Raw genomic sequence first — 21,509 nt, 5'->3', positions numbered from 1 at the left:
ATAAGAGGGGGCTGTCCGTTGAAGGGGTTGAAATTAGAATGGACTATGCGGACCATACTGTTACTTCTCTTAGTGTTATTGAGTAGTAGCTGTGCCAATAACAATAAGCAGACGGAATCCACTCCGCCTCCAGTTGGAGACGAGGTGAAGTCTGACTTGTCCGGCACCATAGTCATGATGACCAATCGAATAGATCTGATTGAGAACGGAACTTTTCAAGGATACGCGGACCAATTTAAACAGAGATACCCCGAAGCCAATGTGGAATTTGAAGGCTTGTCCAATTATGCAACGGATATTCTGGTACGGCTATCCACGAAAGATGCCGGTGATGTACTGTTGCTTCCGGTGAATCTTCCGTCAAAGGAGCTGGATTATTTTTTCGAGCCGCTAGATGAAGAAACCGCCGCTAGTGAGAGGTTCACCTCTTTTGCTACGTATAACGGGAAACGATATGGGCTGTCCACGGGGACTACTACGGTTGGGATTGTCTATAATAAAAAGGCATTCGAAAAAGCAGGAATAGCTACTGTTCCTAAGACGCTGGATGAATTCTACGAAGCTTGTGCGAAATTAAAACAAGCGGGCATTATCCCCCTATATATGAATTATGGAGCCGTCTGGCCTTTACGTGAATGGGGAAACAGTTTGGTTAACTATATGACAGGTAATCCAGAGTATCTAAATAATATGGTAAATGAGGATAGCCCGTGGCAGCTTGATAATGAGTGGGGGAAATCAATTTCCATTGCTCGAACCTTAATTGGTAAAGGCTATGTTGAAGATGAACTATTCTCGAACAATTGGGAGATATCGAAGACTAAGCTAGCTAAAGGTCAAGCAGGGATGTATTTACTGGGAAATTGGACGATTGGACAAGTCCTTGATGTGGGGGCTGCCCCGGATGATATTGGATTCTTCCCGTTTCCGTATGATAATAGCAGTGCTCATTATGCGCCGATCAATCCAGATTGGTTCATGGGGGTTAGTAAATATACCAAGAACAAAGAGCTTGCTATGGCGTGGTTGAATTTTTTTGTGAAGGAGACTTCCTATCGAGATGATTGGGGATTTCTTCCGGCAGATGGAAGCTTGAATCCCTCTATGTCGCAGTATCGTGAGTTTTTATCTTATAAGCCTAAGCTACTCGATGCTACTGTACAAAGTGATGCGTTCATCGAGCTGGCGAATAGAGCCAAAATGTCCTTTTGGTCCGGGGATTATATTCAGGAGTTACTGGCTGCGCCTGATTTACAAAAGGCTTTTGACGAATTAAATGCAAAATGGAAGGAAGCGCGGGCAGGAGCGCCACAAACTTCTCAGCCTTAAAGTTAGTACTACATAAATTTGATGACATTCTCTGGAGGGTTATATATGGCTAAAAAGGTTACCATGCAAAAAATCGCTGATCATCTCGGCGTATCCAAATTCGTTGTCTCCAAGTCACTTTCGGGTAAAGGCGGCGTTAATGAGACGACAAGAGAACGAGTGATTCAAGCGGCATCGCAGCTGGGTTATTTTACGCAAAAAAATGCTTTTGTCCAAGGTATAAAACGCACGCCTCCGGTAGGTGGCGGGGATCGGAATAAGCAATCCGTGCTGGTGTTAATGCCGAATATTCGTTCTCAGACGCAGGATTCCTTGTATTGGGGAAAAATTGTGGATGGTATTGCGATTGCGCTGGATCAGGAAGGGCTTGGGATGGTCATTATCTCCGAGAACCGTGCGGATAATTTCGTTAATATCTTGAATCCCAATGGAATCCTTGGTTTGATAGGTGTGGGCCAAATCTCTACTTCCTTGCTGCTTGAGGTACACCGTATTGGTTTGCCGATGGTGTTGATTGACCATGAAGATCCGCTAATTCCAAGTGATACTGTGTTTGCGAATAATGTGGATTCTATGGCTCGACTTACGAATCATTTGATGGGCACAGGCCATACCCAAATGCATTTTATCGGCAATATTGGATTCTCACGCAGTTTCCGCGACCGGTGGATTGGCTTCCGGAGTGCGCTGGAGGAGAGCGGAATAAGACTGCCTTTGGAAGATGATGCGAATCTTTTTCTGGAAGGGGTGGAGGAAGACTTATTTCAGGAGGATTTTAAAAACTGGGTGAATAAGCGTAAAAAAGCCAAAACACTCCCGACAGCCTTGGTTTGCGCTAACGACTCCACAGCCCTTTCGGTCAGTGACATCCTCAAGGAAGAAGGGTTTAATATTCCGGAGGATATCTCGGTTACTGGCTTTGATAATATTGAGGATGCCTTAAGAGGCGTTCCACCGCTTACAACTGTTCATGTTCCTAAAGAAGCGATGGGCCGAGCCGCAGTGGAGAAACTTCTGAGCCGTATTCATAATCCTTCTGCACCGCTTGAGAAAATCCTTATCGCAGCGGACATTGTTCATCGTGATTCCGTGGATAAGCCGCGAGACTAGAACTTTGTTGATTTAAAAAGTATATAAAAGCCATGGAATCTAGTTTTGCTTGAGTAAGGGGGAATTTAGTTATGACAGAACCAGTTGCCATCCCAAAGATTGATGGCGAACAGATTCAACTACGTGGTGTGCAAGCATCCGATCTGGAGGCTTATTATAATTTTTTGCTTGATGTTGAGATGGGGCAATTAACAGGTTCGCAAGGAGATTTCTCTCGTGAGCAAACGGCAGCTTGGATTCGTAAGATTAGTGTTCCAGCCGAGGATCGTGTAGATCTTATGATTATAGTAAAGGACACGGGTGAGCTCATTGGAGAAGTGGTACTAAATGAAATAGATCCGGACAATCGTAGTGCAAATATCCGGATCGGCATTTGTGGACATGAACATCGGGGTAAGGGTTACGGTACTGAAGCTATGACTCAAATGCTACGATATGGCTTTGAAACTTTGAAGCTGCACCGCATCCATCTCGGCGTATATACTTTTAACCCCAGAGCCGTTCATGTCTATGAGAAGCTTGGTTTTCAACGCGATGGTGTGGAGCGGGATGCTCTTTATGTAGACGGAGAGTTTCATAACATGATTCTGATGTCCATGCTTGAGGAGGAGTTCCGCAGTTTGTACAATTAAAAAAAGTGAATCTACGGTAAGGAAGATTGTAAGTAACTTCCTCACCAGATTCACTATGAATATTAGTCTGTAATATTTCCAGCCATTTTGAGGCGTTTGGCAATTTCTTTAAAGTCTTCGGGGGAGATTCCTGGAGCGAATTCCTCTTCGACTGCCGGAGCAACGGGGATCGGAAAACCTTTAGGGGCTCCCTGAATGACTTCAAGCGGAAGATTATCCTCCGGGTGGGTTCCCTTCCAAATCTGATCGATGGCGCCGAAGTCACTTTCACTCCAGGTGTATAGCTTGGTGTGCACGCCTTTTTCTTCATATTTTTTTGCTTCACTGAATGATTTATTATTTAACGAAGGAATCGGCACGAGCTTAGTTACATTAACACCTGTTGCCACTTCGATTGCTTTGGCATAAGCGACCACGTGGACACCACCACGGACTAAAAGGAATCCGACTACAGCGCGTGCAGCTGGATGGTCTGTCATTTCGTAGACCTTCATTTTATGTGTTCTGGCTCCGCATTCGAGGAAGAAGTTATGTAGCAGATCTTCCACTAGGTTGCCGCTATTAAATACGTTTGCTCCGGTCCACGGGTTCCCCGTTGAATCAAAAGGCATAGCCCCTTGTGCACCAGCCAGAAAGTGATAGGATAGACGCGCATCTTTTGCGGACCCTAGAGGGGTGGAATCGGGCTCTTTATAACTTGTTGACCCTCGAAGACATTTGTTGATGGCATGAGAAACCAGCTCGACGTGGCCAAGCTCTTCCGCTGTTATGCTCATCACCAAATCATAAAAGGGCTTCAGTTTGTCTTTTGAACGGAAATTAAAGGATTGAAAGAGGTAATTGTTAAGGGTCGACATTTCTCCGAACTTTCCGCCAAGCAATTCCTGAACAGCGGCAGCAGCATTGGGATCGGGCTTCTCAACTTCAGGAATCTCGATCATGATTTCATCCATACGTTTGAACATTAATATCTCAGCCTCCTTGAGGTTAGGGGTTACTGAGCTATTTTGAGCTTAATCTATAGGAATTACTCATGAATGGGTTGAAAAGTATGGATGTGCGTCATGTAAATGGCTTTTTGTGTCGAAAAGGCAAACTGCAAATACTATCAAATACGCAATCAAATACGCATAGTAACCTGCTAACGGACACAGCTGACCCTATATGCAGTATTATCCGATATTTGCAATACTAACGGACTCCAGAGCAGTTATCGTCCTAGAAAACGCCCCAAATGGACCTCTTTTCAGGGAATAGCGTCGTTGGAGTCCGAAAACATACTTTAAAGGCTAAATATATGTGAATAGCGTCATCTGAGTCCTTAAGATACTTTAGATGATTGATATTCGCTTGAAGCAAACAGTGAATGATTAAAACGCAGAGCAGCGATCCTCCAATAATAGGAGAATCGCTGCTCTGTTGATTTCTAGGGTTTATGAAACCTTATTTACAATGCTAAATTACGGTCAATAAGAGCAATACGTTGCTGTACACAAGCGTAAGAGCGAAGTGGATCCTCTGGAGTGTTCAGCACATAATCTAACATTTGGTCAACGGTAGTTGTAGCCACGTGGATACGAGTGTCGGAGGAAGCGTAGTAAATATAGATTTCACCGTTATCACGTGCAATCACGCCATTACAGAACACGACATTGGAGACATCGCCGACACGTTCTTCACCATCTGGTGCGATGAAATGACCGCCAGGTGAATGAGTGACTTTGTTTGGCTCATCCAGATCAGACAAGAAAGCATATAGTACGTATCGGAGTCCAGCAGCTGTGTTGCGTACACCATGAGCAATATGCAGCCAGCCTTTTGCAGTTTTGATTGGAGCCGGACCTTGGCCGTTTTTAACTTCCTTGATGGTATGGTAGTGGCGTTCATCCATGATGGTCTCACTAGTAATTACGGCATCTTCAATTGTATCCGAGAGTCCCCAGCCGATACCGCCACCGGAACCTGCATCGATAAAGCCATCTTGTGGGCGAGTGTAGAAGGCGTATTTTCCATCTACAAATTCAGGGTGGAGCACGACATTACGCTGCTGAGCAGAGCCTGTTTTGAGATCCGCCAGACGTTCCCAGGTTTTCAGATCTTTGGTGCGAACAATACCACACTGTGCTACTGCGCTAGAAAGGTCACCATGTGGAGCTTCTGGATCTTTGCGTTCTGTACAGAAGAGGCCGTAGATCCAGCCATCTTCATGGCTTACGAGGCGCATGTCGTAGACGTTGATATCAGGAACTTCTGTCTCAGGCAGCACAACTGGATGATCCCAGAAGCGGAAGCCGTCTACGCCATTGTCGCTTTCTGCTACAGCGAAAAAAGATTTGCGGTCATTGCCTTCAACGCGAGCAACAAGATAGAATTTGCCGTTCAGTGCTATAGCACCCGGGTTGAAGACGCCGTTGACGCCAATTCTTTCGGCAAAATAAGGGTTGGTGTCTGGGTTAAAATCATAACGCCAGATTAAGGGCGCATGCTCAGCAGTTAGCAGTGGATGAGCATAACGGTCATAAATGCCGTTTCCATAAGGAAGCTTTTCGTTCTTGCGGGCGATCAGGGCTTCATAACGTTCTGTTAATTGTTGTTTGCGTTCTTGGAATAATGATGACATTAGACAGTCTCCTTTATAGTTGATTTCAGTCGTGCGATCATTTCGAAGCAGGCTCTGCTGTTATGATAAGGACATTTCCAGGCGCTAACCTTTGATCCGTGAGGCAGGGGCTGAAGGTTCTCGTCCACGCCCCAGTACCATTCACCGAGCTTGTGATCCACCATGTATTTATCGATAAAAGTCCAGGAGGCTTGGGCAGCCTTATTAAATTTGCTGTCACCAGTCAGCTGATAAGCATTATAGAATCCAACAACCGCCTCAGCTTGCGGCCACCAATCTTTATCTTTGCTCAGCAGCCCGCTTGGGTCAGCTTCATTCCATATCCCACCATCGCTATCTATACCTTCCGCAAGAACGGCTTCTGCCATGGAGACAGCGACTGTTCGCACACGCTGCAGCAGCTGCTCTTCTCCAAGGGTTTCAGCAGCTTCCACCAGCAGCCAGCTTCCTTCGATGTCATGTCCGTAGGAGATAATATCTGATTTCACATTCCATGCCTCATCTAAGAAAAGATGAAAATGCTGGCCTTTCTGATCAATGATATGATCCAGCATCGTTTCGATAAGCTCGGTTAGCGTGCTCTTTAGCTCCTCCGACTTCCATACTCGATAGAGACCGGTATACGCTTCCAGAACATGCAGATGGGTATTCATAGATTTTTTTTCATTCATATCCTTGCTGCTGAGACTGAGGTTATCAGTGATTTGCCATTCCCGTGATAAAGCTTCGACATAACCTTTATAAATAGAATCATAGCCGTATTTCTCAACGAGCTGGAATAATTGAATCGCATCCTCTAAGACTTCTGGACGTCCGGTCGCATGGTAGAATTCAGCCAGTCCGTAGATAGCAAAGGATTGGCCATAGATCTGCTTTTTCTCTTGAGAAGGTCTGCCCTCAGCATCCACCATCCAGTATAATCCGCCATACTCTTTATCAATGAAGTGTTCCATCAGATAGGTATAAGCACGTTCTGCCATCGCCAGATATTCCGGTTTACCGTAGATCCGGTAAGCGCTCGCAAAGGACCAAAGGATCCGGGCATTAAGCACAAGGCTTTTCTCTGCGTTAGGAGTAATGTTCAGCTGATTGTCGATCTCACCTACAAAACCGCCGTTTACTTCGTCCTTCGTCTGTTTCATCCAAAAACTAAGAATATTATCCTGCAGCTCATCCTCAAGTTGGGTCAACCATAATTCTGGTGAATTAATCATTGTAATCAGTCACTCCTCACATTATTTGGTGATTTTTGAGGTGAAATATTCGTTGATGATCCCAGCGGCTTGCTTACCGTACATACAGTAATCATCATTCTGTGCTGCTTCTTCAATTGGATAAAGATGAGTAGGCCAATCCCAGAGCATAAAGCCCTGAACCCAATCTCTGTGCTCACAGCCTTGAAACATTGCCTGATAGAATTTACTTTGTTCTTCTTGACTTGGTTCGCCCTTTAAGGTCCAATCATTGGGAATCGCAGCGCTCCCGCTCCGGCTTGGGCAACCCGCTTCCATGAAAAAGAACGGCTTATTCTTTGAGCTCACCACTTGCTCAATCCGGTCGAGCTGAGCCTCCCAATCACTAGCTGGATAATACCCACTTGAAGAAATCACATCGAGCGCATCCCACCAGGTTACGTTATCCTCCTGATACTTATCGCAATTATAAGTAAGAATACCTGAGTAGACCTTCCGCACCTCGGCAATAAGCGAACGCCATTCGGCTTCGCGTCTATCCGTCTGTACAAGCTCACAGCCAATACAGAACATTTCACAGCCTGTTTCCTCAGCGATAGCGGCATAGTGCAGAATAAATTTAGTATAAGAGCTGAACCACTCAGACCATTTAGGCTCGCAAGGGACATCCTTATCAAAAAAGTTAATATGGGCACGCCAAGTTCCGTCAGCACAATTAACAATCGGCTTCAGGCATACTTTTAGCTGGAGTGACTTCGCTTTGCTGATAGCCCATTTCACTTCTTCGTCGCTAACGGTTGGAGCCTCCCAGTAGGGAATTTCCGTAGAATGAGCGGTAGCTTGAAGCGCACTGAGCGCAATGGCCGTCCAGTTCGCTCCGGTGACAGAGGACATTAATTCCAGCGAACACTCAGCTTCTTTTGTTGTCCATGAACCACGTCTACCTGAGAAACCCCAGGTTACGCCTGCAATGTATTCGTTGTTTAACATCATCGAGGATCCTCACTTTACAAATGGAAATAGATAAATTAGCAAACTTAATTTTGTTAGATAGTTATTATTGTTTTGTTAGTTTATAATAACAACTTAATTTAGTTATATACTTTTTCGTAGATGATTTCAAGGACAATTTGTAGTTGGAGCTGGGAAATTTGAATAACTTTAGTTATAGTAAATATAAGACTATAAAAGGGCGCAATCGTACATTGACGTAATGCATGGGGAGATACTATTCGTGATGATAGCGCAATCATAATAACTGGCGGATACAACTGGAGGGAATTACTTAAATGATAAATGTTATGATTGCGGACGACGAGGAAGTCATTCGCAGGGGGCTCGAAAAAATCACATCCAGAATGGAAATAGACGTACATGTAATTGGATCTTATGGAAACGGGTTGGAAGCCTGGGAACATTTAGAAAAGTTATCCCGAGAGGATATAGATCTGCTTATTACAGATATCAAAATGCCTAGAATGGATGGTTTTAAGCTGATTGAACAGGTTAGAGACCATATGGAGGATATACCTATTGCTGTCCTTAGCGGTTTTAGTGAATTTGAATATGCCCGTCGAGCGATCCGCCATGGGGTGATGGATTATTTGCTTAAACCGATTGATAAGACTCAGCTATATGAGCTGCTTAAGAGAGTAGAGGATGTAAAGAAAAAGAACGTGACGGAGCATGAGGAGATTTTCTCACAAGCTGCGGATGGTGGGGAACATTATGTAGTTGAGCAGACAAAAAGCATTCTGGAGAGAGAGTATGATCAGAACTTCGAGCTAGAACGCCTAGCGGAGATGGTGGGTATGAATGCGAGTTATCTTAGCCGTTTGTTCAAATTAAAGACGGGGCAGACGATCACAGACTATCTGATTCGGATTAGAATTTCTAAAGCTAAGGAACTGCTAATGGAGCATCCTGACCTGAAGAATTATGAAATTGCCGAGAAGGTGGGTTATAGCGATCCGGTATATTTTAATAAATTGTTCAAGAAAATGTGTGGTATGACACCTAAGGATTATAAAAGCGGCTGTAAATTCCCGAAAATTGAACGAGAGTTTTAGGCATATATAGGAAGCTATTTATTAGGAGGGCGAAAAGCTCTCTTTTTTTGTAGATATTTTTATAAATTAGATAACAAAATTATTATAAGTAAAACAAAAATAACAAATACAAGACCAGAAAAAGCAATTGAAACCATCGTTTTGCGTCGAAAATAGATTTATAATGGGTTTGTAAGCGATATCATCACTTATTTTTAAGAGTAATTCAGATAATCCGGTATTAATGACTACTCTTTCAAGTTATAAGTGATGATAAAAGTTATTATATTTGTTATTTACCTAAAACTAGAGTTGAATTGAAGAGAGGGGTCGTAACAGCATGAAAAAAGGCAAAACAATGATGGGCTTGATGGCACTAACACTTGTGGCGGGATTGTTTAGCGGTTGTTCCTCAAACAACAACACTAACAATGAAGCTGCTAAAAACACAGGAAACAATGGTTCTTCAGCAGAGGCAACTGCTCCAGCTGATGGTACAGCAGCTAAGGATATCAAAGGGGATATCACAGTCATAACGCAAAGAACAGATATTGTTGATACCGTATTCAAAGAGTATGCGGCTAAATTCAATGAGAAATATCCTGATGTAAAGGTGAACTTTGAAGCGCTCGCTACTTACGAAGACCAAATTAAAATTCGTATGAGCACTAGTGATTATGGCGACGTTCTTTTGTTACCTACTAGCATAGCTGTAAAAGATATTCCTGATTTCTTCGAACCCCTTGGCAAGCTTGAAGAAATGAGCAAACAATACACAGGGCTGGAAGAACGTGCAGTAGACGGAGTTGCCTATGGTATTCCGATGACCATCAACTTTAACGGCATTATCTATAACAAACAAGTCTTCAAAGATGCCGGAATTACAGAGGTTCCCAAAACCCCTGAACAATTCTTGAATGCTCTGCAGACTATTAAAGACAAAACACAAGCTGTTCCTCTTTACACAAATTACGCAGCAGGCTGGACATTGACACAATGGGAAGCGGATCTGGCTACAGTAGCTGGTGACCGTGATTATGTGAACATTGCTCAAGTGGCTAGCGACGACAACTATGTAGCGGGTCAACCACACTATGAATTGTACAAAATTCTGTACGATGCAGCACAAAAAGGTTTGATTGAAGAAGATCCAACTACAACAGACTGGGAATCTTCCAAAGCTGATCTAGCCAACGGAAAAATTGGGACTATGGTGCTTGGATCTTGGGCGATTGGCCAAATCAAAGGCCTGGCTACAAATCCAGACGATGTTGGATTTATGCCTTTCCCAACCAATGCGGATAAAATCCTTGTGCCGCTTGCTGGTGACTACAATCTGGGTGTCAGCATTCACAGTAAGAACAAAGAAGCTGCTAGAGCTTGGGTGGATTGGTTCATCAACGAATCTAATTACCCTACAACTGAAGGCGGCGGTATGAGCCCGGCTATCGGTGCAGAGCTTCCAGAAATCCTGAAACAATATGAAGGTACAGATGTAACCTTTGATACTCTTGCTCCTGCTAAAGCTGGTGAAGAAGGCTGGTCTGATGAAATCGACAAACAAGCTGAGATCGGTGCTTGGCAGCCAGACTTCAAGAAACGGATTATTGAAGCAGCGATTGGCAACAGAAAAGAATCCTATGATGACATCATGAAAGACCTGAACGACAAGTGGAAAGCCGCTCGCGCTAAAGTCACAGCACAGTAACAACTATAAGCTTCTTAGATGCTATAGGCGGTAGTGAATGTGGGAGGGGATATGCTAACAAGCATTTCCCCCTTCACATTTAAACGAGTCTTAAATAAATGAGGATGCTTTTTCTGGAGGTGTATCGGGTGTTTAAGTTTTCAAATTTGAGTTATAAAAATCAAAGAATCGCTATCATCATCTTATTCTCATTAGTGCCGATATTATTGCTGCTCACATTCGCTTATTATCCAGTCATTAGTATGTTTCGGTACAGCTTCACCAGTTGGAATGGATTGAGCAAAAATATGGAATATGTCGGTTTAGAAAACTACAAGACCATTTTTACAAAACCTGAGTATTTTTCTGTGTTTAAGGTCAGCTTGTATTATTTCTTTACCACTTTTATTCAGATGGCACTTGCTTTGTATTTTGCAACCATCTTAAGCTTTAGTGTTCGCATGAAAAACTTGTTTAAAGGGATTTTGTTCTTCCCGACCTTGCTAAACGGTGTAGCGATCGGTTTTATCTTTCTCTTCTTCTTCAAACCAGATGGAACGCTAGATACGATTCTTAATCTGATTGGGCTTGGCAGTCTGCAGCAGAAGTGGCTACTGAATCCTAATTTGATTAACTTCTCGCTCGCAGGTGCATCACTGTGGAGATACATGGGAATGAACTTCCTGATTTTTCTTGGAGCTATTTCTTCTATCGGTAAGGATATCTATGAGGCCGCTGAAATTGACGGTGCAAACAGATGGCATCAGTTTATGCATATTATTTTGCCAAGCATTAAACGTATTCTGCAATTGAACTTGATTCTTGCGGTTAGTGGCGCCATTGGGGTATTCGAAATTCCATACGTCATGACAGGCGGATCAAACGGAAGTAGTACATTCGTTATTCAGACGGTCGATGTAGCTTTCAAATACAGCAAGGTTGGTTTGGCATCGGCGATGGCCGTGGTATTGCTGGGTATTGTTATCATAGTTACTATTTTGCAGCGCGTTCTGATCAAGGAGGAGAAATAAACTATGCATTCTGTAAAATATACCACTGCTAGTATATTCAAATATCTCACCTTGATTTTGGGAGCACTTGTAGCTTTGATACCTATCGTGGTCGTGTTTTTCGCTTCATTAAAGACCGGAACGGAATATGCTTCTACCGGACCGTTAACGCTGCCAGAGAATTGGTTGAATTTCTCCAACTACACAAAGGCTTTTGTAGACGGGAAAATGCTGCTCGGTTTTAAAAATACTGTCATTATCGTTGTGATTTCTATTGCGGGTGCCACGTTGACGGGTTCGATGATGGCTTATATTTTATCGCGCTTCAAATTTAAAGGCAGTAAGATCCTAATTAGTATGTTCCTGATTGCTACCCTGATTCCAGGCGTAACTACACAAGTGGCTACTTTCCAAATCATCAATCACTTGGGATTATTTAATACCAGATGGGCGCCAATCGTTATGTACTTGGGCACGGATATTATCGCTGTTTATATCTTCATGCAGTTTTTGGATTCGATCTCCGAGTCACTAGATGAATCCGCGATGCTGGACGGAGCTTCGTATTGGACGATTTATTGGAGAATTATTTTGCCATTGTTGAAGCCGGCGATTGTAACTGTAGTGATCGTGAAGGGTGTTAATATTTATAACGATTTTTACACCCCTTTCCTTTATATGCCGAAAACAGATCTGCAAACGATCTCCACAGCACTCTTTAAGTTTAAAGGTCCATATGGATCGCAGTGGGAAGTAATATGTGCGGCGATTATGATCGCAATTATACCTACATTGGTTGTGTTTACCGCCTTGCAAAAATATATCTACAATGGTTTTTCGCAAGGTTCTGTAAAGTGAGCTCAACAGTAAATTTAATAACAGTACTAGATAAAATAGCATACTGAAAAGTTGCATACATTTGGAGGGAAAACTAATGAGTGAAGTAAAATTGGTTGGAGCAAGTGCAATTAACATCCCGAACATGCCTTGGCAAGAAAAGCCTGCTGGCTACGAGAATCCGATTTGGAGACATAATGATAACCCGGTTATCAAAAGAAATCCTGCAAAAGGTGTAGCCCGTATTTTCAATAGTGCGGTTGCTGCGTATGAAGGCAGTTTTATTGGTGTATTTCGTGTAGAAGATAACACGACTCGTCCGCATCTGCGTATGGGACATAGTGTGGATGGTTTGGATTGGAAAATCGATGATGAGCCGATCCGATTTATAGATGAAGAAGGTAATCCTTATCAGCCGCGTTATGCTTACGATCCACGTCTGGTGAAGGTTGAAGATACATTTTATATTATCTGGTGTACAGATTTCTACGGCGCAGCTATTGGTGTAGCTAAAACACAAGATTTCAAAACATTTATCAGCTTGGAAAACCCATTCCTGCCATTCAACCGGAACGGCGTACTGTTCCCTAGAAAAATCAACAATAACTTCGTGATGTTGTCCCGTCCAAGTGACAGTGGCCATACGCCATTTGGTGATGTGTTCCTTAGTGAGAGCCCTGACTTCGTATATTGGGGAAAACACCGCCATGTAATGACCAAGGGTGGTCAAGGCTGGTGGCAAAGTGTCAAAATTGGTGGCGGACCAGCGCCGATTGAAACTACTGAAGGCTGGTTGATGTTCTACCATGGCGTAACTGGAACCTGCAACGGTCTTGTGTATAGCATGGGGGCGGTTATTTTGGATATCAATGAGCCCTCGAAAGTAAAATATCGCTCGAAAAACTTTGTATTAACGCCAGAAGAATGGTATGAGGAAAGAGGTTTTGTGAATAACGTCCTGTTCCCATGTGCCACACTGCATGATGCAGAAACCGGCCGTATCGCCATTTATTATGGCGCTGCTGATACTTATGTAGGCGTTGCTTATACAACGGTTAATGAAATCGTCAACTATGTCATCGAAACTCATGAAGAGGTTGGCGATGATGCAGGTTTAGGCAAAATCTAATTGGACTTAATGACCTATATTTGCAGGGAGCTTGCTTGTCCGGAGAATTGCGTAGCGTAGAGTTCGAAAGAAGTGTTGGGATTGGTGTTGTTAAGTGTGCTCAGTGCGGAGGTTGCCATGTGCGGCCTCCGTTCTGTTGCAGAATGTGCAACAGAACAACTCAATATTGCTTGTAATAGATAAGTAGCAGGTGAGGGGGGAATTCGGCTCTGTTGGCGATCGTTGCTTAGTCACTCTGTGGCTTGGTTACTCCATGGCTTTGCTACTCAATGGCTCTAACGTAAATGGTTGCACTTTGTGCACTTAAACTAACATTTCCTTGGTTACTAGGTGATATAGTTGCACTTTGTGCAACTGTATCAGCCAAGTAACCTTCAAAAGCTCCTTTTAATGTTTTTTAGTTGTACAAAGTGCAACTAAAAGGGGAAAAAGACATATTCCGCTGTAATAGCTGCACAAAGTGCAACTCTATGGCTCTGACGTAAATAGTTGCACTTTGTGCACTTAAACTAACATTTCTTTGGTTACTAGGCGATATAATTGCACTTCGTGCAACTATATCAGCCAAGTAACCTCCAAAAGCTCCTTTTGCCGTTTTTTAGCTGTACAAAGTGCAACTAAGAGAGAAAACACACATATTCAGCTGTAATAGCTGCACAAAGTGCAACTATCCAGCCAGAAGCTGTTACTGTGCCGATTATAAAGAAGTTAATGGGCAAGGTGGAAAATGTGGGTGTTGTGGAGGTAAGAGGAAGATAGCGGATAAGTGGAATGTGAGTGGTTGTAGAGGTAATAAGAAGGAGTAGGTACGTGGAGTGTGATTAGTTGTGGAGGTAATAAGAAGATAGCGGATAAGTGGAATGTGAGTAGTTGTAGAGGTAATAAGAAGGTAGTTGGTACGTGGAATATGATTAGTTGTAGAAGTAATAAGAAGATAGCGGATAAGTGGAATGTGAGGGGTTGTAGAGGTAAAAAGAAGGTTATAGGCACGTAGAATATGATTAGTTGTGAAGGTAATAGGCAAGCAGCGAGTGAGTGGTGAATGTGGATCTGTTGGTGATTCTGCTACTCTGTTGCTTAGTTACTCTAGGACTAAATAGTTGCACTCTGTGCACTTAAACTAACATTTCTTTGGTTACTAGGCGATATAATTGCACTTCGTGCAACTATATCAGCCAAGTAACCTCCAAAAGCTCCTTTTACTGTTTTTTAGTTGTACAAAGTGCAACTAAGAGGAAAACACACATATTCAGCTGAAATATAGCTGCACAAAGTGCAACTATCCAGCTCAGAGCTGCAATTAAACTATTCAGTCGCAGAAAACGCAACTAACCCATCCCACTATCCCATCTCACTATCCCATCTCACTATCCCATCGCAACTACCCCCTCGTAGATATCCATACATCAACGGAAAACCCATATGGGGTTTTCCGTTTCTATCTAGCCTAGTAACTGTAACGATGCTTCGCGGTTACGAACAGCAAGCGAACAATATCGTTACATAACTTAAGGAGGAACAATATTTTGGGAAGCGACATGAATTTGTCACAGTTAAAGGAATATAACGGAAGTAGTCCAAAGCCGGATGATTTCGAGCAATTTTGGGAGCGGGCATTGCGTGATCTGGATGCACAGCGACTGGATTATGAACTGGAGCCGGCGGAGTTTGTCAGTGAGCTTGCGGAGTGTTTCCATTTGTATTTTACCGGAGTTGGCGGTGCAAGAATCCATTGCAAATATGTAAGACCGAAGAAAAACGTACATAAAAGAGGCCCCGGTGTAGTGATGTTCCATGGGTACTCCTGTGACAGCGGGGATTGGATGGAGAAGGTGGCTTATGCTGCCCACGGGATTAGCGTCCTGGCGATGGATTGTCGCGGACAGGGCGGCCTCTCCGAAGATAATCTTACCGTAAAGGGCACCACGATACGTGGACATATCATTCGAGGGATTGATGATCCTAATCCAGATAACCTTTATTATCGCAATGTGTTTTTGGATACGGCACAGACTGCCCGAGTTCTGATGTCTATGGATGAAGTTGATCCTGAGCGTGTAGGTGCCTTTGGACTATCTCAAGGTGGAGCGCTGACTGTCGCTTGTGCAGCATTAGAGCCTCGCTTAAAAATAGCCTTGCCTGTGTATCCCTTCCTTTCAGATTATAAACGTGCTTGGGAACTGGATATTACCACCTCAGCTTATGAGGAGATCAACTATTATTTCCGGTTTTTTGATCCCCATCATTTGCGTGAGGATGAGATTTTTAATAGGCTCGGCTATATCGATATTCAGAATCTTGCGGAAAGAATTCAGGCTAAAGTACTGTGGGTTACCGGGTTATCCGATACGATTTGTCCACCTTCAACTCAATTTGCCGCATACAATAAAATACTAGCGTCCAAAGAGCTTATGGTTTATTATGAGTACGGTCATGAGTATTTACCATATCTTGCCGATCGGGCGTTGGAATTGTTCATGACCTTGTAAGAGATAAGCCAGCAGGCATAACTGAAGACAACGGTGGTGAACAATTGATGAAGTCGCAAGCAAAAAAAGAAAAGGCGCATTTCCAGCTGCACCCTGCCAAATCGATTGGGGTGCGGCTTTTTCTCATCTTCTTCATCTCAACAATGGTGCTCGTTCTCTCACTTGGCTACATTTCCTATTCCGTAGCTGAGCAAACGATCGAGAATAACGCGCTGTCAGCCAATCAACAGACAGTCGTCCAAGCTGCAGAGAAGTTTGATGTTGAATTATTGCGTTATGAGGACGGCCTAGGAAGAATTCTTTACAACAATGAGATTCAGGATGCACTCAAACAAGGGAATAATCCCACTACAAGTAATGAGGAACGTAATTTGCAGTCTAACCAGATTAGCGCCGAGCTGAATGCCTGGCTGACCGCATCAAAGGGGGTAGAAGCTGTATACCTCATCCCGATGAATCAGGAAGTCCCCACTTCTTCAGCGGGATCAAAAGACAACGCTTTTATCAAGGAATTCAGAGAATCATCATGGTTCAAGCAGCTTGAAGAGGAACCACAAACACTGTGGATTCCCCGGACAGTACAAGAACAAGAAGGAAATACTTCGGGTATGTTTCATTTGGCACAATCGATAGCTGGGGATACACAAAGCCCGGGATACATAATTATCTGTGATATTAGAATTAGTGAATTAGAAAATCAGCTTCGTAAAGTTGATCTCGGACCCAGCTCTTACATGCAATTGCTGACGGATAAGGATGAATTGATCGCATCGTCCCAGCAAGTAGGAACAGATACTTATCTCAGTCTGGGAGGGACCCTTCTTCATGGTTTGGAGCATGAGGCGGGGTCATTGCCAACGAAGGATGAGAAAGGGAAATCCATACTAGCTGTGTATGGGACGATGGAAAGCTCCAGCTGGAGATTGCTTGGTGTTGTTCCGGCTGAGAATCTTACGAAAGACGCACTTCGTATTCTAAAAACTACATATATTATTGTTGCGGTGGCTGCTATTGTCGCCATTCTAATTGGTTACTGGATGTACAGAATGGTATCCAAGCCCTTGACCCGGCTTAAAGATTTAATGTCTAAGGGGGCAGATGGGAATCTTGGAGTACGCACGGAGATTACCTCACGAGATGAAATAGGTCAGTTATCGGGTTCCTTTAATAGGATGATGGAACGGATCACAGAACTGGTTATCCATACTAATGAAACGGCTCGAAAGGTAATGGAAACGGCCAATGAACTTAGTGGGGTATCGCGTAAGACAGCGATGGCCGCCAAAGAGATTGCCGCTGCAACAGAAGAAATTGCCGGAGGTTCAGGCAGCCTGGCTTTGGAGGCGGACCAGGGCAACGAGCTTACGGGGCAAATTTCGGTGCAAATGAACAAAGTGAACTCAGCTACGCATGAGATGGATCATACCGCACATAGTATCGGCGTGCTTAGTGAAGAAGGTTTTAATGAGTTAAAAGAGCTGCTTGGCAAAACCAATAAGACGGGCGATATGACGAATAAGCTCGTGTTGAAAGTGAATGAGCTGCAAGACACCACATCATCAGTGATGAAGGTGCTTGATGTTATGCAGAATATTACACAGCAGACGAATATTTTGTCTCTAAATGCAACGATAGAAGCGGCAAGGGCAGGGGAGTCCGGCCGGGGATTTATGGTAGTGGCCGATGAAATACGCCAGCTTGCAGATCAGTCCAAAGATTCCATTGCTGTGGTGGCTAATATAACAGACACCATTATGAAGGATATGAACGAGACCGTAGGTGTTCTCTCGGAAGTAGCCCCTCTTTTTAATCAGCAGGTGACTTCAGTGGAGAGCACTAGCGATATCTTCGTATCTGTACAGGATCAGATGCGTCATTTTATTACACGTTTGGAATCTGTTGCTTTATCGATGGATAGCTTGAGCCAATCCCAAAAGGTGCTGTCAAATTCCATGGGCAATATCAGCTCCATTGCAGAGGAATCATCAGCAGCTTCGCAAGAAGTGGCTTCGCTTAGCGGAGAGCAACAAAGTGTGAGTGATCATTTAGTGGAGCTGTCTGAGCAGCTTGAGCATGCGTCCCGGCAGTTGCAAGAAAAACTGTCCAAGTTTAATTTGTAACCTTGCATAACCTCAGTAATTATTTTCAATACAAAGACCAGTCTCCAATTATTTGGGACTGGTCTTTGTGCTATTCAAAAGGTTATAAAATAGCTAACTAAGCATGAGTGTAAATAATCCAGCGGGTGGGACATAATAAAGGCTATGAACGTCAGTCAGGAGGAATGGGATTGCACAATAATGTCCACAGACGCATACTCGGCGGACTGATTATTTTAAGTTCAGTGGTAGCCGTGTTGGTCCTTAGGCTGGCGTGGATTCAACTGTTTATGAAGGAACAGACGGTCCCTGGAACGAAATATACACTTGCAAAGATGGCGGAAATTCAAAGCGAACGGGAGACTGTATTGGATACTGGGCGGGGGCGCCTGTATGACCGAAAGAGTGAACCCCTTGCCGGGGAAACCATTTGGACGGCTGCTTTTTTTCCTCAAGAGGCGAAGGCTAGGAATACCGTGACGAAGGTTGTATACGAAGAAGCTGAGTCCATGCACCGATTGGCAGCTATCCTTGGAGTGAGTTATGAGCAATTGCTAAACAAGCGCTCTTCCCTTAAAGAACCTCTGCTTTGGCCATCCTCAGTGGGAAAAGGACCGCTCGCACTTACATCCGCACAAGCAAAAGAAGTGAGTGCGCTGGGGATCGACGGAGTAGGCGTGCTTCCCTTTGCTCGCAGATATGATGGAAATTCAACTGGACGGCAGTGGCTTGGATATTTATCGGAAGCGGTCCCAAACACTGATGGGAAGGCATCGCCATCGGGGCTGAGAATTCCGATGACAGGAACGGACGGGTTAGAAAAGACCCTGGAGCCGTTGCTTCGAGGCGTCGGGCATACTGAGGCATACGCTCAGGTTGATGCGCGCGGGCAACGTGTCCCGGGCAGTCCCATTCAAGTGCGGGCCCCGGGCAATCCGTATTATCCGCTGTCTTTATATACAACGATTGATAAAAAGCTTCAGGAACAAATAGAGGAGTTAGCTGTCAAAGCTGGAATGGAGGAAGGAGCCGTGGTGGTGTTAGACACCGGAACGGGAGATATTGAAGCCATGGTATCTTTACCTTTTTACGACCCAGAGAAGATATCCCCTGAAGGGGGAGAGTGGAATAACCGGGCGCTGCAGGCTGCTGTACCTGGATCAATCTTCAAAATCGTCACAGCAGCCGCGGCACTAGAAGCCGGGGTCACCTCAGCGGATGAGCTCTTCTATTGTTCAGGGCAATATGAGAAATATGGATTATCTTGTCTAAAAGGAAAAGGACACGGCGCCCTCACGCTGGCGCAAGGGTTCGCCGTGTCCTGTAATACAGTATTTGCTGCGCTGGCAGAGCGCTTAAGTGGGGCGCAGCTTCAAGCGACAGCACTCGCGCTGGGGCTCGGAAGAGATATTAGCTGGCAAGCGGAGAATACGCTTGGTTTTCCAGTTCTTAAGCCACTATCCGGTGAGCAGAAGGGGACGATCTTCACTTCTTTGCTGCCGGATGATCCAGGCGCCAGAGTGCAGACGGCCATTGGGCAGCGAGATGTGCAAGTGACACCACTTCAGGCAGCCAACCTGGTAGTGACGTTACTGCATGGTGGGGAAGTGAGAGCGCCAAGAATTCTCCAGCGTGTAACCTTTGCAAATGGTCAAAAGCTAGAGGATCTGCCGGGTCATCTTTCCCCTTCAACTGCCGGGAGGATCTCAGAATCTACAGCCCGCCAGCTGCTGTCCTGGATGCGTAAAGTAGTTACGGATGGAACCGGCACAAGTCTGCAGAGTACGAAATGGCCGGTTGCCGGGAAATCAGGTACGGCACAAACCCTTGTTAAGGGTGTGCCGCGTAACAATCAATGGTTTATCGGCTATGGGCCGGTGGATCATCCCAGATATGCTGTGTCGGTAGCGGTTGAGAACGTTGCTCCGGACAGTTCACATCTAGCGGTTAAGCTGTTTGGTCAAGTGTTGGATTTACTATCATCGGTTCCCTCTGGAGCTTGAGGTTCAGGTGGTGGCGCAGAGCTGGTATGATTGGAAGCTGGACCGTTAGCAGCAAAGGGCGAAACGATAAATTCCTCTTGCGGAAGATAGATCCAGCTCTGAAGATACCCTTGTTGAATCAGTTCTTTTATCAGAATAAGCAGAATCGGCGACAGGATCAGACCGGCCATACCGAAAGCAGATGTGGACAGAATGACGAACGACAGCATAAGGAAAGCTGAGGATACGCCAATCGAATTCCCGGTAATCTTCGGCTCAAGCAGCTGTCTAACAATTAGTACAATGGCAAGGAGGATAATTAATCCGATAGCCAGTGAAGTATTGCCCACGATGAACAAATAGATGATCCAAGGGACTAAAATTGTCGTCACGCCAAGAAGCGGCAAAACATCAAATACAGCGCAGACTAACGCCATTGTGATTTCGTTGCCGGTTCGCAGAATAAATAAGCCGACCAGAACTATGGCAAAAGTAATGCTGATCAGAATAAGTTGTGCTTTTAAATAGGACCCGATGGCTTTAAAAACATTGCCTTGTAAAAAGGCAAAGGCGTTCTTAAAAGTTTTTGGCATTTTGTCATGCGCGATTTTACGCCAATCTTTGATCTCCATGCTAAGGAAAAATGCCAAAATGATGGCTATCCCGAAATTGGCCATGAAGGTGGAGAAGGAGCCAAGAATACCGGCCATATATTTTAGAAAAGTAATCAGCCATCCTGTTAGGACATCCGTGGCATCTTTAAAGTAGCCGTTGACCTTGTTCGTAATATCGGGTGGCAAGTTATCTATTTTTTGCTGCAGGTAGGTCGTGGTCTCCACAAAATGCTGCTGCACCACATATGTATATTTAGGGAGGTTCTCTTGGAAGTGAAGGGCCTGGATCGTAATCAGTAGACCGGCACCAAATAATGTACCTAACAGCACAATCAGAAAGAGCAACACTGAAATAGCGGAGGCGAAAGGTTTACCAAGACCACGGCGGTTCAAGAAGCGGGCCAAGGGTTCGATAAGCAAAAATACAAAAAAAGACAGGAATACAGGTGCAGCTAACTGGTACAGTTTACTAAAGGAGAACATAATTAAATAAACCGTGAGGACAATTAATCCGATGTCAAAAAATGTGCGCCAATATTTTTTGTATAACGGCAGCATAGATATAAACAACTCCCTTTTTTTATAAGTGGATATGCCAGGTTGATTACATTGTACATGATTTTACTTTAAAAGCGTCTATTTCTTTGATACATGTGTTAAAATAGGGGGTAACGTTTTTTTTATTCTACTTCACTTGGCCGTTTCACAGGTTCTGCTTGCAGACATTAGG

The 21,509-nt window shown here is 44.2% G+C and carries 16 protein-coding genes; 11 read left to right on the top strand and 5 right to left on the bottom strand.

Annotated elements, in window-relative coordinates; all coding sequences use genetic code 11:
* The first annotated feature begins 18 nt into the window (after positions 1-18).
* From NST45_RS19275 to NST45_RS19265, 3 genes are all read left to right on the top strand, one after another.
* Positions 19-1,329 (top strand): ABC transporter substrate-binding protein, encoded by a 1,311-nt coding sequence (locus NST45_RS19275; protein ID WP_326047056.1) that lies wholly within the window; start codon positions 19-21, stop codon positions 1,327-1,329.
* A 45-nt stretch (positions 1,330-1,374) separates the two neighbouring features.
* Positions 1,375-2,439 carry a LacI family DNA-binding transcriptional regulator gene (locus tag NST45_RS19270; RefSeq protein ID WP_076126305.1) on the top strand — a complete coding sequence of 355 codons (1,065 nt, stop codon included), beginning with the start codon at positions 1,375-1,377 and terminating at the stop codon, positions 2,437-2,439.
* Positions 2,440-2,510: 71 nt separating this feature from the next.
* Positions 2,511-3,071, top strand: coding sequence for a GNAT family protein (locus NST45_RS19265; RefSeq protein WP_326047055.1), 561 nt, complete (start codon positions 2,511-2,513; stop codon positions 3,069-3,071).
* A 62-nt stretch (positions 3,072-3,133) separates the two neighbouring features.
* Here NST45_RS19265 and NST45_RS19260 read toward each other — a convergent pair whose 3' ends face one another.
* The 4 genes from NST45_RS19260 to NST45_RS19245 all read right to left on the bottom strand — a co-directional run bounded on the left by NST45_RS19260 (position 3,134) and on the right by NST45_RS19245 (position 7,877).
* Positions 3,134-4,036 carry a manganese catalase family protein gene (locus tag NST45_RS19260; protein WP_036675571.1) on the bottom strand — a complete coding sequence of 301 codons (903 nt, stop codon included), beginning with the start codon at positions 4,034-4,036 and terminating at the stop codon, positions 3,134-3,136.
* A 482-nt stretch (positions 4,037-4,518) separates the two neighbouring features.
* Entirely contained in the window at positions 4,519-5,691 is a 1,173-nt protein-coding gene (locus tag NST45_RS19255; RefSeq protein WP_076224452.1) for a glycosidase, read from the bottom strand.
* The gene (locus NST45_RS19250; RefSeq protein ID WP_076224450.1) at positions 5,691-6,905 is read right to left on the bottom strand and encodes an AGE family epimerase/isomerase; all 1,215 of its coding nucleotides are present in this window, start codon (positions 6,903-6,905) and stop codon (positions 5,691-5,693) included. Before NST45_RS19250 ends, NST45_RS19255 begins: the two co-directional genes overlap by 1 nt.
* 21 nt (positions 6,906-6,926) lie before the next feature.
* Complete coding sequence (locus tag NST45_RS19245; protein ID WP_076224448.1) at positions 6,927-7,877, bottom strand: 1,4-beta-xylanase; 951 nt, start codon at positions 7,875-7,877, stop codon at positions 6,927-6,929.
* 296 nt (positions 7,878-8,173) lie between these two features.
* Between NST45_RS19245 and NST45_RS19240 the strand changes: the two genes are divergently transcribed.
* From NST45_RS19240 to NST45_RS19205, 8 genes are all read left to right on the top strand, one after another.
* The gene (locus tag NST45_RS19240) at positions 8,174-8,953 is read left to right on the top strand and encodes a response regulator (protein WP_036675560.1); all 780 of its coding nucleotides are present in this window, start codon (positions 8,174-8,176) and stop codon (positions 8,951-8,953) included.
* A gap of 319 nt (positions 8,954-9,272) precedes the next feature.
* On the top strand, positions 9,273-10,640 hold the full coding sequence (locus NST45_RS19235) for an extracellular solute-binding protein (RefSeq protein WP_036675558.1): 1,368 nt from the start codon (positions 9,273-9,275) through the stop codon (positions 10,638-10,640).
* 128 nt (positions 10,641-10,768) lie between these two features.
* Complete coding sequence (locus NST45_RS19230; protein WP_036675555.1) at positions 10,769-11,650, top strand: sugar ABC transporter permease; 882 nt, start codon at positions 10,769-10,771, stop codon at positions 11,648-11,650.
* Between the two features lie 3 nt (positions 11,651-11,653).
* The gene (locus tag NST45_RS19225) at positions 11,654-12,487 is read left to right on the top strand and encodes a carbohydrate ABC transporter permease (protein WP_036675551.1); all 834 of its coding nucleotides are present in this window, start codon (positions 11,654-11,656) and stop codon (positions 12,485-12,487) included.
* A 76-nt stretch (positions 12,488-12,563) separates the two neighbouring features.
* A complete protein-coding gene (locus tag NST45_RS19220) occupies positions 12,564-13,595 on the top strand; it encodes a glycoside hydrolase family 130 protein (protein WP_036675546.1) in 1,032 nt (343 codons plus the stop codon).
* A 1,526-nt stretch (positions 13,596-15,121) separates the two neighbouring features.
* Positions 15,122-16,084: an alpha/beta fold hydrolase gene (locus tag NST45_RS19215; protein WP_143760523.1), complete on the top strand. Its 963-nt coding sequence runs from the start codon at positions 15,122-15,124 to the stop codon at positions 16,082-16,084.
* Positions 16,085-16,131: 47 nt separating this feature from the next.
* The gene (locus NST45_RS19210) at positions 16,132-18,204 is read left to right on the top strand and encodes a methyl-accepting chemotaxis protein (protein ID WP_052096882.1); all 2,073 of its coding nucleotides are present in this window, start codon (positions 16,132-16,134) and stop codon (positions 18,202-18,204) included.
* Positions 18,205-18,368: 164 nt separating this feature from the next.
* The gene (locus NST45_RS19205; protein WP_076141366.1) at positions 18,369-20,186 is read left to right on the top strand and encodes a penicillin-binding protein 2; all 1,818 of its coding nucleotides are present in this window, start codon (positions 18,369-18,371) and stop codon (positions 20,184-20,186) included.
* On the opposite strand, the gene NST45_RS19200 is transcribed toward NST45_RS19205, so the two are convergent.
* Positions 20,144-21,337, bottom strand: a complete 1,194-nt coding sequence (locus NST45_RS19200; RefSeq protein WP_038569524.1) for an AI-2E family transporter — start codon at positions 21,335-21,337, stop codon at positions 20,144-20,146. The two genes, NST45_RS19205 and NST45_RS19200, sit on opposite strands and share 43 nt — an antisense overlap.
* Positions 21,338-21,509: the final 172 nt, after the last annotated feature.

It is taken from the genome of Paenibacillus sp. FSL R7-0163 (assembly GCF_037969975.1).
Classification (GTDB): Bacteria; Bacillota; Bacilli; order Paenibacillales; family Paenibacillaceae; genus Paenibacillus_AQ; species Paenibacillus_AQ odorifer.
This window is presented reverse-complemented; position numbering and strand designations above follow the sequence as displayed.